We start from the raw sequence: 18,381 nt of genomic DNA, 5'->3' as shown, positions 1-18,381 counted from the left end.
CAAACTGGTCCAAATGACCGGAGTTTAGCGCATGAAAACCACCACCAGAGTGGCCGTCATCGGTGGCGGCGTCGTCGGATGTTCCGTCCTCTATCACCTGACCAAGCTGGGCTGGTCGGACGTGATGCTGCTGGAACGCTCGGAGTTGACCTCAGGGTCCACATGGCACGCGGCGGGCGGGTTTCATACGCTCAACGGCGACACCAACATGGCCGCGCTGCAGGGCTATACTATACGGCTCTACAAGGAACTCGAAGAGATCACCGGCATGTCCTGCGGGCTGCACCATGTGGGCGGGGTGACCCTGGCCGACAATCAGGACCGGTTCGACATGCTGCTGGCCGAACGGGCCAAGCACCGCTTCATGGGGCTGGAAACCGAAATCGTCGGACCCGATGAGATCGCCAAAATCGCCCCCGTGACCAACACGGATGGTATCCTCGGCGCGCTGTATGATCCGCTGGACGGGCATCTGGACCCGTCGGGCACCACCCATGCCTACGCCAAGGCGGCGCGCATGGGCGGCGCCACGATCGAGACCCACTGCATGGTACGCGAGACCAACCAGCGCCCCGATGGCAGCTGGGACGTGGTCACCGACAAAGGCACGATCCATGCCGAGCATGTGGTGAATGCCGGTGGCCTGTGGGCGCGTGAGGTTGGTGCGATGGCGGGCATCTATTTCCCGCTGCACCCGATGGAGCATCAATACATCGTCACAGATAACATCCCCGAGATCGAAGCGATCATAGATGGTGGCGGCGAGCATCCCCATGTGATGGACCCGGCGGGCGAAAGCTATCTGCGGCAGGAAGGCCGGGGCCTGTGCATCGGGTTTTATGAACAACCCTGCAAGCCCTGGGCGGTGGATGGCACGCCCTGGGAATTCGGTCATGAGCTATTGCCGGACAACTTCGACAAAATCACCGACAGCATTGAATTTGCGTATAAACGTTTCCCAGTTCTGGCCGAGGCCGGGGTGAAATCGGTGATCCACGGGCCGTTTACCTTTGCGCCCGACGGCAATCCTCTGGTCGGGCCGGTGCCGGGCCTTCGCAACTACTGGTCGGCCTGCGGTGTGATGGCCGGTTTCAGCCAGGGCGGCGGTGTCGGTCTGACGCTGGCGCAATGGATGATCGAGGGCGAGCCGGAACGCGATGTCTTTGCCATGGATGTGGCTCGCTTCGGCGACTGGATCAGCCCCGGCTATACACGGCCCAAGGTGATCGAGAATTACCAGAAACGCTTCTCGGTCTCTTATCCGAACGAGGAACTGCCCGCCGCGCGCCCCAACCGCACCACGCCGATGTATGATATCTTCAGCGATCTCGGCGCGGTCTGGGGCCAGCAATACGGGCTGGAGGTGGCGAATTACTTCGCCCAAGTTGCAGAACCGACTTATGAAACCCCGTCTTTCCGCCGCTCGGACGCGTTTGAGGCAACAGCCCGCGAGGTGCGCGCCGTGCGCGCGGGCGTGGGCATCAACGAGGTCCACAATTTCGGCAAGTACCGGATCAGGGGCGCCGGTGCGCGGGCCTGGCTCGACCGGATCATGGCGGGACGTGTTCCACAGCCCGGCCGCCTGTCACTGACCCCGATGCTGTCCCCGAACGGCAAGCTGATCGGGGACTTCACGATCTCCTGCCTGAATGAGCGCGACTTCCGGCTGACCGCCTCATACGGCGCGCAGGCCTTTCACATGCGCTGGTTTCAAAAGCACGAAGTTAGCGGCGTAACCATCCAGAATATAAGCGATACCTGCAACGGGTTCCAGATCGCAGGCCCGCGGGCCCGCGACGTTCTTGCCGCCTGTACCCGCGAGGACGTGAGCAGCCTGCGTTTTCTCGATGTGCGCCCCATGGTGATCGGCATGACGGACTGCATCGTGCAGCGCGTCAGCTATACCGGCGATCTTGGGTATGAGATCTATTGCGATCAAATGGCGCAACGGCAACTCTGGTGGACGCTGTGGCAGGCGGGACAGGATCACGGCATCACACCCTTCGGGATGCGCGCCATGATGAGCCTGCGGCTGGACCGGTTCTTCGGTTCGTGGATGGCCGAATTCTCGCCCGATTACACGGCGGCGGAAACCGGGCTGGACCGGTTTATCTCTTTCGGCAAAGAAGTTGATTTCATTGGCAGAACAGCTGCAGAAACGGAACGCCAAACCGGCCCTGCGCGCCGCTTGTGCGCGTTTGAGGTCGCGGCGCTGGACGCCGATGTGCAGGGCTATGAACCGATCTGGCTGAATGGCGCTGTGGTCGGGTTCTGCACCTCTGGCGGTTATTCGCATCATGCACAGACATCCATCGCCTTGGGATTCCTGCCCTGCGAACGTGTTGCCCCCGGCCTCGAGGTCGAGATCGAGATACTCGGCCAGATGTGCAAGGCGCGTGTTCTGGACAAGCCGCTCTTCGATCCTGACGGTACCCGCCTGCGCGGGTGACAAAGCCGCGCGCGATGGCCATGGTGGCGGCATGAGTACGATCCCGATCATCCTGCTGGCCGCCGGGGCCTCAAGCCGTATGGGGGGCGCAGACAAGCTGATGCGCCCTATCGACGGCGAACCCCTGTTGCGGCGCACCGCGCGGCGCGCGCGCGGTGCCGGGCCGCTTTATGTCGCCCTGCCGCCCGCCCCGCATCCGCGCCACGACGCGGTCGCAGGGCTTGATGCCCATATCGTTCCCGTACCCGACGCGGCAGAAGGGATGAATGCCAGCCTGCGCCGCGCGGTCTCTGCGCTGCCACCTTCCGCGCCTGCGGTGATGATCCTACTGGCTGATCTGCCGGATATTACCAAAAATGATCTGAAAAATGTCTTGCAAGCCGTTGATCTAAAAACTGATACCCTGATCTGGCGCGGTGCGACCGAGGCCGGAAAACCCGGCCATCCCGTGATCTTCGCCCGCGAACTTTTTCCCGACCTCCTTGCGCTGACCGGAGATGCGGGCGCACAGAGCGTGGCCCGCCTGCACGCCGCGCGAACCGTTTGCGTGCCCTTGCCCGGCACCAATGCGCGCCGGGATCTGGATACTGAAAAGGATTGGTCCGACTGGCTGGCCCGCCAGTGATGCCTCAGATCAAGTCATGAGACGCAGATCGGCCCCGTTTTCCGCAGCGGATTCGCGGACCGAAACAGAACTTTGGCGCGTCTTAAGCGCCGGAAACAGCTCAAAAAGCTCATTGCGTTGCGCGTTGCCACCACCCACCCCGGTGCGGGATGGATCGTCGGGTTGAAAGCACTCGCTCCAGGTCCCATCCGACAACACCACCTCATGGCTGTCAAAGGCGATATGGATATAGCTGATCTCGGGCAATCCGGCCCGCGAAATCCCGACCAGCCCGGTCAGATGCTTGGCCGCCGCCAGCGCCTCGCGTTCTTCGAAATAAAGCGCGGTCTGGTCGTTGGCGACCAGAACCCGGTGGTTCGGACTGACCAGCATGTCACGCTCGGGCAGATCAAAATCCAGTGCCCCCGCACGGATCAGCACGGGTTGCAGATGTTCGGCGTGGGCCATCTGATGTGGCCAGACCCGCCGCCGACCGGTCGAGGACAGGGTCCGGATACCATTGTCACGCGTCACAACGCGATCGCCGGCGTGCAATTCTTCGACCTTTCGCTCGCCCTTGGGCGTGGCAATCAGGGTTCCGGGTGTAAAACAGGACACACAATACTCACTTTCACAACTCAACCATATTCAGGGCGGGGTTACGGATGCTGGCGATACAGGCGCCAGCCCGCCACTCTCAGCCACTATGCTGAACCATCGATACACACGGGCTGACCAACAACACAGCCAGGCCTCGCAAACTGCGACACCGGGCCGGAAAGCGCTGCCGAATGGGCATTCCGCCCGTCAACATCCTCTCCGGCCCGGCGTCTAATGAAAGTTGTGTCAGTTGCGCCCCCAGCTCGAACACCATAGTCACCAGCGACAGCCGCAAGGCCGTCCCCCTCTCCGATGACACTCGTTACGGTCCCCACACCACTCAAAACGGCATTCCTACTGTCGCTCGTCACACGTCCTTCATATCTGGTGTCAGTGCATACATTGACACCGTGCTGCATGCCCCCTTGCCCGGATTCCATACCCCCGCAAACACTTAACCTCTTGCCAGTCCCCGCCGGAAAGGCGGTCGAGGTGCCAAGCTCCGTGCCAATACCCCCAGCACGATGCGACACCCCGGCCTCCCCATTCGGGTTGCCCCGAATACGGCCAAAACTGTTTGTTTGCGATGAAACCTTACCCACAAGACCGCAAGACGCCCCCAAGCCAGAGGCATCACGCGGCAATCCCGCGATCCGTTCCGTGCCTGAGTTGTAGCGACTGCGCGTCATATTCGTCTCCGCAATGGGTTATGCTGGCCTCCAACACTCAGAAACCTCAGCCCATCCGCAAGACAGCCCGACCCGATCCAACGCCGCACGCAACGACGAAAGCGAACAAGAGGGGGTACACAACGATACCAATTAACACCCGGCACACCACGCGGCATACCGGTCAAGCACTCGTCACACGGCGAAAAATACCGCTCGCGACGTCGCGCCCCCCTCTTGCATCTCTCGATGCGTTTTTGTGCGGTCGCCCCCGTGACCAACTCAAACCGCCCCCCAGTCGGGCTGTTTTATGGATAGCGAAGAGCACGCATTCAAAAAAGGAAAAATGTCACATAAATTCTTTCCAAACATCTCAGGTACGGAGGTTAACCCGTGCGCTGATCAAGGCCTCCTCGCCCAATGGTTGATCACTGTTTCCTGACCTCCACAGTGACAACCTGCCCTTCATGCCTGTTTCGCAAGGCTGGCACGTACCACACCATGCGCCAGACCAGAGGCGCGTTTGTCGCCGTAACGAGAACAACCCCACTTCCAACTCAACCGAACTGTACACGTCAAAGTGATGCCATTTTTTCGCCCCAATCCCCCAAAACGGTCGAACCAATGACCTGATAAAGCGAGGTATTTTTCCATGTACGGGAACAATCAGGGTCTGACGCACCACGATTCGGGTGACCAGCGCGTCACTTTCAATCGCCGCAGATCCGGGCGGTCGCTGCGCTGATCGTGCTGGCGCTTGCAGCAGCAGGACTGCAACAGGCGAACGGCAGGGCTGCAATTGGGTTGACCCGACCGGCGGCGGATGACGCCAATCTTAACGCGCATTAAGAAATCTTCATGTCTCCAAAAGAATCCCGAAAGGCGCCTTGCCTATTTCAGGTGCGGACCCGGATTGAACCGGCGCCTATACAGGAGACTACCATGAGTGATCGCAGCCATTCCGGCTTACCTTCCAACTTTTCGAAATGGGCTGGCGCCTCGGCCCTGAGCGCGCTGCTGCTGACCGGCGCGGCGCTGCCTGCCGCCGCCGACGCGGTACTGGCCGATCTGGTCGACGAGGTGTCGCCCTCGGTGGTGACCATTCTGGCCAAGCAGAAGGTCCAGCCGCAACCCGCCAACGCGCCGAACCCCGGCGCGACCGATCCCCGCTTCGATGAATTCTTCAAGCGTTTCGACCTGCCCGAAGGGTCGTTCGGCGGCACACCGATGCCCGCCCCCGGCCCACGCAGCGGTCTCGGCTCGGGGTTCGTGCTTGAGGAAGACGGGCTGATCGTGACCAACCATCATGTGGTCGAAGACGCCGACAGCATCACTGTGCGGCTGAGCGATGACCGTGAATACGAGGCCGAAGTTGTCGGGACCGACCCGCTGACCGATCTGGCCGTGCTCAAGATCGTGGTCGACGAGCCGCTGCAGGCGGTGACATTTGGTGACAGCGAAATCATCCGCGTGGGCGAGGACGTGGTGGCCGTGGGCAACCCGTTCGGGCTGAGCTCGACCGTGACCACCGGCATCATCTCGGCCAAGGGCCGCAACATCTCGGCTGGGCCTTACGCGGAATTCCTGCAGACCGATGCCGCGATCAACAAGGGCAATTCGGGCGGACCGCTTTTCAACATGGAGGGCGAAGTGGTCGGCGTGAACTCGGCCATCTATTCCCCCACCGGCGGCTCGGTTGGTCTGGGCTTTGCCGTGACCTCGAACATCGTCGAGGATATCGTGGCCGATCTGGTCGATGACGGTCAGGTGGATCGCGGCTGGCTGGGCGTGTCGATCCAGAACGTGAACCCCGAAATCGCCGCCGCGATGGGGCTGGAAGACGCGCAGGGCGCGCTGGTCTCGGATGTGGTCAAGGGCAGCCCGTCAGAGGGTATCCTGAAAACCGGCGACATCATCACCACCTTCAACGGCAGCGCTGTCGATGACAGCTCGGACCTGCCCCGTCTGGTGGGCGGCACCCAAAGCGGCAAAGCCAGCGAGATCACCCTGATCCGCGACGGCAAGGAACAGACCATGACGGTCACGCTGGGTGCGCATCAGGACAGCGCCAGCGCAGCGGATGTCCTTACCGACAAGGCAGATGACCCGAAACTGGGTGTCACCGTGGCCCCATTGGATCAGGCCGCGCGGGCCGAGATCGGCGTCGGTGAGGACGTGAACGGCGTCATCATCAAATCGCTGGCCCCGGACAGCCCTGCGGCCGAAGCGGGACTGCGCGCCGGTGACGTGATCGTCCGCCTGGGCGATCAGGAGATCGAAACGCCCGAGGCGTTGATGAGCGCACTGCAATCGGAAAAGACTGATCCGGCGCTGTTGCTGATCAACCGCTCGGGCAGCCAGATCTTTGTTCCGGTGCGGATCGCGTAAGACGATCCACCCAAAGAACGACGCGCTGCCTGGGGAGGTGCAAGCGCGTTAGGTCCGACGGGTCACTTCTGTCCCCGACCTGCCGGTCCTGCCGGGCGCAAACAAGATGCGCCCGGCGCGTGCAATCCGATGAAACCCGGCCTATACCTTTTTCCCAAGCACAGGATTGATCCCATGAGCAGACGCGTATTGATTGTCGAAGATGATGCGGAAACCCGTGATTTTGTTGCCAAAGGCTTCGCCGAAGAAGGCTTTGCGGTCGAAACCGCCGAAGACGGGCGCGAGGGGCTTTACCACGCGACCGATGGCGGGTTTGACGTGGTGATCGTCGACCGGATGATGCCCGGTCTCGACGGGCTGTCGCTGACCAAATCCATCCGCGCCGCGGGTTTGCAAACCCCGGTCCTGATGCTCACCGCCATGAGCGCGGTGGACGAACGCGTCAAGGGTCTGCGTGCCGGGGCTGATGATTATCTGGTCAAGCCGTTTTCGTTTCAGGAACTTCACGCAAGGATCGAGGCACTGCTGCGCCGCCCGCAGGATACCGAAGAGACCGCGACGCTCACCTGCCGCGATCTCGAGATGGACCTGCTCAAGCGCAAGGTCACCCGCGACGGGCGCGACGTCACCTTGACCCCGCGCGAGTTCCAGATCCTGGAGTTCTTCCTGCGCCGCCAGAACCGGGTCATTTCACGCACCATGCTGCTGGAGGGCGTCTGGGACTATCACTTCGACCCCAACACCAACATCGTGGATGTGCATATCTCGAAACTGCGCCGCCAGATTGATGAAGGGGCGGACATCCCCCTGATCGAAACCGTGCGCGGCGCGGGGTATATCATGCGCGATGGCTGAACCCCTGTCGGTCTTTCGCAATGCGCGCACCCGGCTGGCGCTGGTCAGCATCGCGCTCAGCACCATCCTGACGGCGGCGGTGCTTGCGCTGGTCTATGTCAACGCCAACCGCACCATCTCGAGTGAGACCCGCAGTGTGGTGACCGCCGAACTGGCGGGACTTGCGGATGAATATGAACGGCTGGGCATGATCGGTCTGATCACCGCGATCAACCGCAGAACCGTGAACGCCGCCGAGCGCGACGCGATCTATCTGCTGACCAGCACCGATGGTCGCGTTCTGGCCGGCAATCTCAGCCACTGGCCCGAGGCGGTCGAGCCGGGCAGCGGCTGGGTCGAACTGACCCTGCAACGCCCCGATACCACCCAGACCCTGCCGGTCGCGGCGGCCTCGATCCGTCTGCGCCGCGGCGAGAGACTGCTGGTGGGACGCTACACGACCGAGGCGCGCAAGTTCGATCAGGTGCTGTTGCAATCGGTGGGGCTGGCCCTGCTGGCCTCGGTCGCGCTCAGCCTGCTGACCGGATGGCTGTTGACGCGGCTGGTCTTCTCGCGGTTGGCCGATATCACCCGCACCGCCGACGAGATCATGTCGGGCGATCTGTCCCGGCGGATACCGTTGCGCGGCTCGGATGACGAGTTCGAGCGTATGGCCGCGACCCTCAACGACATGCTGGACCGGATCGAGCAACTGATTGGCAATCTGCGCATGACCACCAATTCGATCGCCCATGACCTGCGCTCGCCGCTGTCACGCCTGCGCCAGCGGGTCGAGTTGCTGACCTCGCCCGATCGCACCCCGGCAGAACGCGAGGGGGATGCATCCCGCGCCATGGGCGAGGTCGACCATCTGCTGCGGGTGTTCTCGCAACTGACCGAGATTTCACGCGCCGAGGCGGGCCTGGGCCGCGAAGAGTTCGAGCCGCTGGACCTGACGCAGCTGGTCCATGACGTGATGGAGTTCTATGAGCCCGTCGCCCTGGACAAGGGGATCACCATCGCCGAGTCCGGGACCGCCACGCAGGTGCGCGGCCATCGGACATTGATCGCGCAGGCTTTGTCGAACCTGCTGGAAAACGCCCTGCGCTATGCGCCGGAGGGGTCGCAGATCGCGATCATGGTGGCGGACGGGGTCGATCACGTATCGCTGGGCGTCCGGGATGCCGGGCCCGGTGTGCCCGAGGTCGATCTGGACAAGCTGGCGCAGCCCTTCGTCACCCTCGATCCCAGCCGCACCGAGAAAAACGCCGGTCTGGGCCTGGCGCTGGTCGCGGCCATCGCGCGGCTGCATGGCGGCGCGCTGACGCTGGGTAATGCACAGCCCGGCCTGGTTGCCGAATTGAGCTTCTCTCGCGCCTCCGGGCGCTAATGCGCCGTCAGCCCGTCACCGCAGGCAGGTGCGCATAGCCGCGAAACCGGATCCGACCGCCCCGCACCCGCCCCGGCAACAGGTGATAATCGGGAAAGCGCCGCAGGAACCGACCGATCGCCACCCGCCCTTCAAGCCGTGCGAGGGTCAGCCCGACACAGACATGCGGGCCGCCCGCAAAGGCCAGATGCCGGTTCGGCTTGCGGGTAATGTCGAACCGCGTCGGGTCCTCGAACACAGCCGGGTCGCGATTGGCAGCGCCGATGCACAGATGCAGGTTGGTGCCCGCCGGGATCACCAGCCCGTCTATCTCGACCTCGGCGGTGGTCTCGCGATTGCCGAACTGGTTGGGCGAGCGATAGCGCAGCACCTCTTCAACGGCAGAGGCCAGCAGATCAGGCTCTGCCAGCAGGCGCGCGCGCTGATCGGGATGATCGTGAAACAGGGCCAGGCCGTTGCCGATCAGGTTGGTCGTGGTCTCATGCCCGGCATTCAGGATGAAGATGCAATTCTGCAGTAATTCCGTCTCGGACAATTGCGCATCCGCCCCCTCGCCCCGGATCAACCGGGTCAGCACATCCGTTTCCGGATCGCCCGGTTCGGCCCGGCGCCGCGCGACAAGGTCGGCCAGATAGGTCTTGAAGGACGTCACCGCCTGATGGCCGCGCGCCAATTGATCGCCGGTCAGGCTGGGTTCCAGCGCGCCCAGAATGGCCAACGACCAGTCGCGCAGCGGCGCGCGTTCCTCTGGCGGGACGTCCAGCAGGTTGCCGATGATCTGGATCGGGATCGTGGCGGCAAAATCCTCGATCAGGTCCACTTGCCCCTGCCGCACCAGCCCGTCCAGCAGGTGATCCACCGTCGCGATCAGCCCCGGCTCCATCTTCGCGATGGCACGCGGGGTCAGTGCCGAGGTCATGATCCGTCGCACCCGCGTATGCAGCGGCGGGTCAGAGAAGACCAATGAGGTGGTGTGATGTTCAAACAGCGGCGAGTCCAAACCGAATTTCGGACCAAACGCCGCCTTTTTGTCCGAGGAATAAAGCACCGTGTCGCGATAGATACGATCCAGATCTGCGTGACGGCACAGCAGAACCGACCCATCGGGTTGCGGCAGAACCGGCACATGCGCCAGCAGAGCATCAAAGTAGACAAACGGATCGCGCAGGAAACCGACCGGCGCACGGGCCAGGTTGAACCTCTCGATATCCGTTTTGGCTAAGCCCACATGCTCTCCCGCACCGCGCGAAACGCGCCGCCTTGGGTAGGTTACAGTAGGAAATCCCCTTCGGACAACTGCGCTAAATTCAGAACCTCCAGCCGGAAATCTGCATCGCCATCACCGTTGATATCGGCCTCGACAATTGTGTCACCTGCGTTGCTGAAGCTACGGACCGATACTGCACCCTGCGCAAAATCCCCTTCGAGGGCCAGCGTTGGTGGACCGTCGAACAGACCGGACAGTTCGATCACATCAATCCCGCTCACGAAGTCATGGATCTTGTCGACGCCAATTGCGCTGTTGCTGTCCGAAGCTGAACTGAACCGAAAACGATCCGCCCCTGCGCCACCATAAAGCTGATCTGCTCCAAGGCCTCCGATGATAAGGTCGTCCCCTGCTCCTCCTTTGAGAGTGTCTTGCCCTTGCAGACCGACAAGCCGGTCATTCCCGGCACCGCCAAAGAGGTCATCCTCGCCAACGCCTGCGAACATCAGGTCATCACCGTCGCCGCCCAGCAACGTGTCGTTTCCAAGGCCGCCATGGAAGTGATCCCCTCCTTGATGCCCGTACAACCGGTCGTTCCCGTTGCCGCCATAAAGCGTGTCATCCCCACCGTCTGCGAAGATCATGTCATCGTCGCTGCCGCCCAGCAACGTGTCGTTTCCGAGGCCACCATGTAGGCGATCCAGCCCTTGATGTCCGTACAACCGGTCGTTCCCGTTGCCGCCATAAAGCGAGTCATTCCCACCGTCTGCGAAGATCATGTCATCGTCACTGCCGGCCAGCAACGTGTCGTTTCCAAGGCCACCATGTAGGCGATCCCGTCCTTGATGTCCGTACACCTGGTCGTTCCCGTTGCCGCCATAAAGCGAGTCATTCCCGGTGCCGGCAAAGATCACGTCATCGTCACTGCCGCCCAGCAACGTATCGTTTCCGAGGCCGCCATGCAGTTTGTCTGCCCCGTCACCACCGGACAACCAGTCTTGATCATCGGCGCCAAAAAGCCGGTCGTTGCCAAATCCGCCGATTAGCCTGTCATTGCCCACACCACCGTTCATGTCGTCATTCCCGGCGCCGCCATCCAATTGATTGGCCGCTGAATTTCCGACGATCACATCGTTGCCGCCGCCGCCCACCACATTTTCAATCAGCGCACGGGCGTCACCGTCAACCAGCCGGGCATTGGCCACATTGCCCGCCGCGATTCGGCCCGGATCGTTCGAGTACCGATCGAGATCTGCCAGCTGCGCCTTGGAAAAGGTCGAAAACGCCCCGGGACTCAGATCGACCCGCAAATGGGTCGCATAATTGCTCAGATCGTAAGTGTCGTTTCCGTCGCCATCCCATATCGTGCGAAAGATCCGGTTCCCGGCAGGGACGCCCTGCCCGTCGCCGTTGATCGACATTTCACCGGTATTGGGATTGAAACGATAGGTCGTGTCGCCACTCCAGACCTCGCCGGAACTTGCGTAGTTCGCACCATAGAGGAACTGCATTGCAGCGATATCGAGTTGCATGAAAGATTGCGCCCAATCGATCGGTCCGGTTTCAAAGGAATAGGTTTCCCTGTCGCCCACATAGTTGGAATAGGTCACGACGGTGTATTCATGGCTGTCCAGTTCGCTTACGACAAAGTCTCGGTGTTCGTGACCATGAAGAAGCCCCATTGCATGGCCAATCTCATGTAAGATGACGAAATTCGCCCTGTTCCCGGCAACCGGATTTGTCACCCACGTCCCCAGTGCGATATTGCCTGCCAGTTGGAAACTCCCTGGCAAGTACGCATAGCCGCCGTCAAACGATGGGTCCATGGCGATTTGAATCGGGGCGTTGGTGCTGTTGCTTTGAGTGATCGAGATATTCGTGAAACTGGCTACTTCGGCAAATGTTTTGTCAACGGCCAACCGCGCCTCTGCGGTGGTCGGTTTCAAGCCGCTAAATTGCGGTTCGAAATCAAACGCTCGCGCCATGTTCGAGGCATTGGGAAAGCTGTATTCCAGCACATTCAGTGTCGGTGTCGCCCACTGGGAATAGGTTTTCCCCGCTTCCTTGAGGTCCCAATGATAGGTGGACAACCAGGGGTCAAAAACTTCGGTTGAGGTTAGTGTGTAAACCGCATTACCCATTACAGTAATTGCTCCAGATATTCCGCGACGCTTTTGATAGCGTCTTTTTCAACATTTACGAAAGTCATATACGCGCAACTCGCCTATAATGTGAAACAAAAACGAGGCGAAATCTGGGTTTTTTGGTGAACTTTCTTCGTGGCGCGACCCGAACGTGACAGGACCGACATCACCAAATATGGTCGACCCATGTCAAACCCCATCTCCTCTATCCGCAACCTTGGCCCCGCTTACGAGCAATCCTGCGCGCGTGCAGGTATTCACAGTGCCGAAGAACTGCGCGAATTGGGCGCAGATGCAGCCTATGCGCGCCTGCTGCAATCGGGATTGCGGCCGCATTTCATCGGCTATTACGTGCTGGTCATGGCCTTGCAGGGGCGTCCCTGGAACGATTGCAAGGGCAAGGAAAAAGCCGAATTGCGCACGCGTTTTGATGCGCTGGTGGCCGGGTCATACGACAAGGGCCGCTCCGATTTCGAAGCGGCCCTTGATGCGATTGGGGTGATCGAAAAGCGGGGTTAGCCGACCAGTTCGATCCCCGAGAAGAAATAGGCGATCTCAACCGCTGCGGTTTCCGGCGCGTCCGAGCCGTGGACCGAGTTCTCGCCAACCGATTCCGCGAACTCGGCGCGGATGGTGCCGGGGGCGGCGTCGGCGGGGTTGGTGGCGCCCATCACTTCGCGGTTCTTGGCAATGGCGCCTTCGCCTTCAAGAACCTGGACAACCACCGGGGCCGAGGACATGAATTCGCACAGTTCGTCATAAAACGGACGCTCGGCGTGCACTTCGTAGAACTGGCCTGCCTGTTCCTTGGTCATGTGGATACGCTTCTGTGCGACGACGCGCAGGCCTGCGTCTTCGAATTTGGCGTTGATCTTGCCGGTCAGGTTGCGGCGGGTTGCATCGGGCTTGATGATCGAGAATGTGCGTTCCAGTGCCATGTGCGGCTCTCCTTGCTCTGACGGCGCGGGCGCGCGCCGGATTGTTCCGGGCGCCGCCTAACACGGGAAACCGCGCGTGAAAAGCGCTATGATGGGCGCAGGCTCAGGTCGCGTCCGGCAAGGGGTCGCGCAGATCGACGCGCAGCACGTAAAGCGCCGACAAAAGCCCCAATGCGCTGGAGCCCAGCATCATGCCCAGAACCGCGAAGGGCGCGGTCTCGGGGGTCACCATGATGCCGGTGGCCGAGGTCAGGACTGCGCCCAGCACAACCACCAGCGCCCCCGAGAGCCCCGAAGCGCTGCCCGCAAGAGCGGGACGCACCGACATCAGCCCCACGGTGGCGTTGGCAACGGTCAACCCATTGCCAAAGCCCACAAACACCGCCGCGCCGAAAAAGACCCAAACGGTGCCCTGCCCGGCCAGAAACAGGATCAACCCCAGCAGCGGGCCAGCCGTCGCAACCACCCGCCCGGCGATGATCATCCAGATCAGCTTGGTGCGTTTGGCGATCAGACCGGTGACGAAATTGCCGACCACGAAGCCTGCGGTTATGATACCGATGCCCAGCCCCAGCAGTGCCGGGCTCAGATCGAACCAGGCCGCCGCCACCAGAGGCGCGCCGGTGATGAAGGCATAGAACCCGCCGATCGAGAAGGCCGCGCACAGGCTGTAGCCCCAGAACCTGCGCGAGGCGAACAACTCGGGGTATTGCCGTATCTGCGCCGCAAAAGTGGCTGGCTGGGTGGTATTGGTCTCGCCGAAATCGAGCCAGAGCAACAGCAAGATGCCAAAGCCCATACCAGAGTAGAGCCAGAATGATGCCCGCCAGCCAAACCCCATCTCCAGCACGCCGCCCAGCATCGGCCCCAGCATCGGTGCCAGCGCCATGGCCATGGTCACATAGCCCAGCTTGCTGGCGGCCTCGTTGGGCGGGTACATGTCGCGGATGGCGGCGCGCGCGACCACCTGCCCGGCCACAACCGTGCCCTGCACCATGCGGCAGGCCAGAAAGACCTCGATGCTCTCGGCCAGCGCACATCCCACCGAGGCCAGCGCAAAAATACCCATGGCCCCCAGCATGGCAGGCCGACGTCCGAACCTGTCCGACAGCGGCCCGACCCCCAGTTGCATCACCGCCGTGACCAGCAGATAGCCCGCCACCGACAGGTTGATCACCCCGTAATCGACCCCGAAGGCCACGCTCATGTTGGGCAGCGATGGCAGGAACATGTTCACCGACAGCACCCCGATCGCGGTCGCAAGGACCAGTGTGATCAGATGCGGTGGGGTACGGGTTTCGGCCATGTCTCGCGGCTAGCACGGGGGTCGCATGTTGACCAGAGCTTGGTGCTGGCGGCGCGCCGGAGGCTCTGTTAAGAGCCGGGCATGTTACGGATCCAAGACATATCCTACGCGGTCGAGGGACGGCCGCTTTTTGACGGCGCCAGCGCCACCATTCCCACCGGTCACAAGGTCGGTCTGGTCGGGCGCAACGGCACCGGCAAGACCACGCTGTTCCGGCTGATCCGGGGCGAGCTGGCGCTGGAATCAGGCGCCATCTCGATCCCGCGGCAGGCCCGCATCGGCGGCGTTGCGCAGGAGGTGCCCTCCTCCGATGTCTCGCTGATCGACACGGTGCTGGCCGCCGACACCGAGCGCAGCGCACTGATGGCCGAGGCCGAGAGCGCCGACGACCCCGCGCGCATCGCCGATATCCAGACACGGCTGGCCGATATCGACGCCTGGTCGGCCGAGGCGCGTGCCGCCTCGATCCTCAAGGGGTTGGGATTCGACGATGCTGACCAACTGCGCCCCTGCTCCGATTTCTCGGGCGGCTGGCGGATGCGGGTGGCGCTGGCCGCTGTCCTCTTTGCCCAGCCCGACCTGCTGCTGCTGGATGAACCGACCAACTACCTCGACCTCGAAGGCGCGCTGTGGCTGGAAAGCTATCTGGCGAGATACCCCCATACGGTCATCATCATCAGCCACGACCGGGGCCTGTTGAACCGCGCGGTGGGCGCGATCCTGCATCTGGAGGACCGCAAGCTCAGCTATTACGCGGTGCCATACGACAAATTCGCCGAACGCCGCGCCGAGAAGCTGGCGGCAGCACAGGCCGAGAATACCAAGGCCAAGGCCCGTATCGCCCATCTGCAAAGCTTCGTGGACCGGTTCCGTTACAAAGCCTCCAAGGCGGTGCAGGCGCAGTCGCGACTGAAGATGATCGAGCGGATTCAGCTGATCTCGACCCCGCAGGAGGCCGCGCTGCGCGCCTTCACCTTCCCCGAACCCGAGGAATTGTCGCCCCCCATTGTCACCCTCGAAGGCGGCGTCACGGGATATGGCGAGACCGAGGTGCTGAAGCGGCTGGACCTGCGCATTGATCAGGACGACCGGATCGCGCTTCTGGGCAAGAACGGTCAGGGCAAATCGACGCTGTCGAAACTGCTGGCCGACCGGTTGCCGCTGATGGCGGGCAAGACCACGCGGGCGGGCAAGCTGCGGGTGGGGTACTTCGCCCAGCATCAGGTGGATGAGCTGCGCGTGGATGAAACCCCGCTGGATCACCTGCGCCGGTTGCGCCCCAATGAAGCGCCCGGAAAATGGCGCGCGCGGCTGTCGGGCTTTGGCCTGAACGCCGATCAGGCGGAAACCCTGGTGGGGCGGCTTTCGGGCGGGCAGAAGGCGCGGCTCAGCCTGCTGCTGGCCACGCTGGATGCGCCGCATATGCTGATCCTCGACGAGCCCACCAACCACCTGGACATCGAAAGCCGCGAGGCGCTGGTCGAGGCGCTCACGGCCTATACCGGCGCGGTCATTCTGGTCAGCCACGACATGCACCTGCTGGGGCTGGTGGCGGACCGGCTCTGGCTGGTCTCGGACGGCACGGTCAAACCCTTCGAGGGCGATCTGGACGCCTATCGCACCATGCTGCTGGCCCGCGAAAGACCCACCTCGAAAGAGCCCCGCGCCGCCAAGCCCAAACGCCCCTCGCGCGAGCGGCTGCTGGCGCTGCGCTCGGACGTGCGCAAATGCGAAGAGCGGGTTGGCAAGCTGAGCGACATGCAAGACAAACTGGCCGCGAGACTGGCCGATCCGGCGCTTTACGAAGACGGCAGGACCGGCGATCTGAGTGTGTGGAACCGCAAATACGCCGAAGTCGCCGAGGCGATGGATCGAGCTGAGGCCATGTGGTTGAAAGCGCAGGAAAAACTCGAAGCGGCAGAGGCGATATGATGGACACGGCTTTTCTGATCTCGGCCTTCACCACACTTTTTGTGGTGATCGACCCGCCCGCGCAAACCTCGATCTTTCTGGCGATCACCCATGAGATGGATCTGCAGACCAAGCGGCGCATTGCGATCCGTGCCTGCATCACCGCAACGCTGATCCTGATCCTGTTCGCGGCCTTTGGCGAGGCGCTGCTGGGCTTTGTGGGCATTTCGATGTCGGCCTTCCGCGTGGCAGGTGGGGCGCTGCTGTTTCTGACCGCCATGGACATGCTGTTCGAACGGCGCACCAAACGGCGCGAAAACAGCGCCGAGGAAGAGGAACACCCCGACCCCTCGATCTTTCCCCTCGCCATTCCACTGATCGCGGGGCCCGGGGCCATCGCCTCGATCATCCTTCTGGCCGGGCAGAACCCGGGGATAGAGGGGCTGGCGACCGTGATCGCGGTGATGCTGGCGGTGATGGCGATCCTGCTGGTGTTCAACCTCAATTCCCACCTTTTGGGGCGGCTGTTGGGCAAGACCGGGTTGAACGTGGTCACGCGGCTGTTGGGCATGTTGCTGGCCGCCCTAGCGGTGCAGTTCATCCTCGATGGTCTGCGGGACTTTGGTTTCGCGGGCTGAGCGCCTATATCGATCCCGTATCAGTGATTTAGGTGGCGCGTATGGACGGCGACAACATTGCCCGGCTTGCTTATTTGTCCCTGCTCGGGGCGGTCTTGCTGTTCTGGTTCTTCACCCAGAACCGGCAGGGCATGAACAAGACACTGCAACAGATCGCGGCATGGGCGTTCATCTTCATCGGCGTGATCGCGGCCTACGGGCTGTGGGAGGACATCCGCGGCAGCGTCGATCCGGGCCTGCGCATGAGCGTCAGCGACAGCGGCATCTCAGTGCCCCGCGCGCCGGACGGGCATTATTACCTGCAACTGATGGTCAACGACAAACCGGTGGATTTTCTGGTCGATACCGGCGCCAGCCAGGTGGTGCTGAGCCATCGCGACGCCGAGCGGGTGGGCATCGACACCAGCGCGCTGAACTATTTCGGCCGCGCCATGACCGCCAATGGCGAGGTGCGCACCGCCCCGGTCGAGATCGAGACCATCGGGCTGGACGGCTTCACCGAAAGCAACCTGACCGCCTGGGTCAATGAAGGCGAGATGGACCGGTCGCTGCTGGGGATGGAGTATCTGCAACGCTTGCCCAGCGTCCAGATCACAAACGGTGCGCTGATCCTGCAGCGTTAGAGCGGATTGACCCAATCGATCTCCAGTGAAAGCCTGCTTTCAGGAAAAAGCAATGGATGGCTGGTTTCGAGCCCAGTATGACGGTTTCTGCGCCGTGCACCAATGTCCGCAATCAGCATCGAAAATGCACTTGGGTTGAGAGGCTCTGAAACTAACTCAGCAACTTCCGAAGTCTCGGACCGACTTCCTCAAACCCATTTCGAAGATAAAATCCAAGCGTGCGGTGCCATCTGGGTTGATCAGGAGCACCAACTTCTAACCGCCGCCAACCACGGTCAATTGCCAGGGATTGCGCATGTTCCAAGAAGTCGACGGCTACCCCCTTGGAGCGGTATTCAGGACGCACGTATAGTTCAGATATCTCAGCGAACTTGCCCCCTGCATAAATCGCAAAACACTCGTTTAGCATCATGACGCCAATTGCCTTGGCTCCATCGGATGCGATCAAGGCAATGACGCCTGACTCTGCCAGTGCCTCATCGGCGGCTTCGATGACGGTATCTATCGAACTGCCTTTCTCATCAGACAGTTCATCGAGCAGGTCGTGAACAAGATTCCCGACGAGAGGTGCTTCTGAAGGTTCCGCCCGTCTGATCGAGATGGTGACCAATGAAATATCCTCAGTACTTGGAATCGTATTGTATCAACGTTGTACTCACGTCAAAGACCTAAAATGTCCGT

15 protein-coding genes are annotated in these 18,381 nt (G+C 61.8%); 9 read left to right on the top strand and 6 right to left on the bottom strand.

All coding sequences use genetic code 11. The features are described 5' to 3' along the window. Nucleotides 1-31 precede the first annotated feature (31 nt). Nucleotides 32-2,449, top strand: a complete 2,418-nt coding sequence (locus M3P21_RS18440; protein ID WP_249712375.1) for a GcvT family protein — start codon at nucleotides 32-34, stop codon at nucleotides 2,447-2,449. Between the two features lie 31 nt (nucleotides 2,450-2,480). Further along, complete coding sequence (locus M3P21_RS18435; RefSeq protein ID WP_249712428.1) at nucleotides 2,481-3,074, top strand: nucleotidyltransferase family protein; 594 nt, start codon at nucleotides 2,481-2,483, stop codon at nucleotides 3,072-3,074. A 9-nt stretch (nucleotides 3,075-3,083) separates the two neighbouring features. On the opposite strand, the gene M3P21_RS18430 is transcribed toward M3P21_RS18435, so the two are convergent. Further along, nucleotides 3,084-3,671 carry a Hint domain-containing protein gene (locus M3P21_RS18430; RefSeq protein ID WP_249712373.1) on the bottom strand — a complete coding sequence of 196 codons (588 nt, stop codon included), beginning with the start codon at nucleotides 3,669-3,671 and terminating at the stop codon, nucleotides 3,084-3,086. A gap of 1,592 nt (nucleotides 3,672-5,263) precedes the next feature. On the opposite strand from M3P21_RS18430, the gene M3P21_RS18425 reads away from it, so the two are divergent. The 3 genes from M3P21_RS18425 to M3P21_RS18415 all read left to right on the top strand — a co-directional run bounded on the left by M3P21_RS18425 (nucleotide 5,264) and on the right by M3P21_RS18415 (nucleotide 8,933). Then, complete coding sequence (locus tag M3P21_RS18425; RefSeq protein WP_249712371.1) at nucleotides 5,264-6,709, top strand: Do family serine endopeptidase; 1,446 nt, start codon at nucleotides 5,264-5,266, stop codon at nucleotides 6,707-6,709. Between the two features lie 174 nt (nucleotides 6,710-6,883). Then, the gene (locus M3P21_RS18420) at nucleotides 6,884-7,564 is read left to right on the top strand and encodes a response regulator transcription factor (RefSeq protein ID WP_249712370.1); all 681 of its coding nucleotides are present in this window, start codon (nucleotides 6,884-6,886) and stop codon (nucleotides 7,562-7,564) included. After that, on the top strand, nucleotides 7,557-8,933 hold the full coding sequence (locus M3P21_RS18415; protein ID WP_249712368.1) for a sensor histidine kinase: 1,377 nt from the start codon (nucleotides 7,557-7,559) through the stop codon (nucleotides 8,931-8,933). The genes M3P21_RS18420 and M3P21_RS18415 overlap by 8 nt, the downstream gene beginning before the upstream one ends. 7 nt (nucleotides 8,934-8,940) lie before the next feature. Here the strand turns inward: M3P21_RS18415 and M3P21_RS18410 are convergent, their stop codons facing one another. Further along, nucleotides 8,941-10,161, bottom strand: a complete 1,221-nt coding sequence (locus tag M3P21_RS18410) for a cytochrome P450 (RefSeq protein ID WP_249712366.1) — start codon at nucleotides 10,159-10,161, stop codon at nucleotides 8,941-8,943. 41 nt (nucleotides 10,162-10,202) lie between these two features. Continuing rightward, nucleotides 10,203-12,281, bottom strand: a complete 2,079-nt coding sequence (locus tag M3P21_RS18405; protein WP_249712363.1) for a M10 family metallopeptidase C-terminal domain-containing protein — start codon at nucleotides 12,279-12,281, stop codon at nucleotides 10,203-10,205. Between the two features lie 189 nt (nucleotides 12,282-12,470). Between M3P21_RS18405 and M3P21_RS18400 the strand changes: the two genes are divergently transcribed. Continuing rightward, nucleotides 12,471-12,803: a TfoX/Sxy family protein gene (locus M3P21_RS18400; protein ID WP_249712361.1), complete on the top strand. Its 333-nt coding sequence runs from the start codon at nucleotides 12,471-12,473 to the stop codon at nucleotides 12,801-12,803. Here M3P21_RS18400 and ndk read toward each other — a convergent pair. Both ndk and M3P21_RS18390 read right to left on the bottom strand, forming a co-directional pair. After that, complete coding sequence (gene ndk / locus M3P21_RS18395; RefSeq protein WP_249712360.1) at nucleotides 12,800-13,222, bottom strand: nucleoside-diphosphate kinase; 423 nt, start codon at nucleotides 13,220-13,222, stop codon at nucleotides 12,800-12,802. The genes M3P21_RS18400 and ndk overlap by 4 nt on opposite strands. Nucleotides 13,223-13,325: 103 nt before the next feature. Then, the gene (locus M3P21_RS18390; RefSeq protein WP_249712358.1) at nucleotides 13,326-14,528 is read right to left on the bottom strand and encodes a multidrug effflux MFS transporter; all 1,203 of its coding nucleotides are present in this window, start codon (nucleotides 14,526-14,528) and stop codon (nucleotides 13,326-13,328) included. An 81-nt stretch (nucleotides 14,529-14,609) separates the two neighbouring features. Between M3P21_RS18390 and M3P21_RS18385 the strand changes: the two genes are divergently transcribed. From M3P21_RS18385 to M3P21_RS18375, 3 genes are read left to right on the top strand one after another with little or no spacing between them, the layout of a single operon-like run. Further along, nucleotides 14,610-16,460, top strand: coding sequence for an ABC-F family ATP-binding cassette domain-containing protein (locus M3P21_RS18385; RefSeq protein ID WP_249712356.1), 1,851 nt, complete (start codon nucleotides 14,610-14,612; stop codon nucleotides 16,458-16,460). Next, on the top strand, nucleotides 16,457-17,077 hold the full coding sequence (locus M3P21_RS18380) for a MarC family protein (protein WP_249712354.1): 621 nt from the start codon (nucleotides 16,457-16,459) through the stop codon (nucleotides 17,075-17,077). Before M3P21_RS18385 ends, M3P21_RS18380 begins: the two co-directional genes overlap by 4 nt. A 41-nt stretch (nucleotides 17,078-17,118) precedes the next feature. Further along, nucleotides 17,119-17,700 carry a retropepsin-like aspartic protease family protein gene (locus tag M3P21_RS18375; protein WP_249712352.1) on the top strand — a complete coding sequence of 194 codons (582 nt, stop codon included), beginning with the start codon at nucleotides 17,119-17,121 and terminating at the stop codon, nucleotides 17,698-17,700. A gap of 151 nt (nucleotides 17,701-17,851) precedes the next feature. On the opposite strand, the gene M3P21_RS18370 is transcribed toward M3P21_RS18375, so the two are convergent. Further along, nucleotides 17,852-18,310 (bottom strand): GNAT family N-acetyltransferase, encoded by a 459-nt coding sequence (locus M3P21_RS18370; protein WP_249712350.1) that lies wholly within the window; start codon nucleotides 18,308-18,310, stop codon nucleotides 17,852-17,854. Between the last annotated feature and the right edge of the window lie 71 nt (nucleotides 18,311-18,381).

Origin of the sequence: Ruegeria spongiae, from assembly GCF_023502395.1 — a bacterium.
GTDB lineage: Bacteria > Pseudomonadota > Alphaproteobacteria > Rhodobacterales > Rhodobacteraceae > Ruegeria_C > Ruegeria_C spongiae.
The sequence above is the reverse complement of the archived record's forward strand: the minus strand, read 5'-3'. Positions and strand labels throughout refer to the sequence as shown.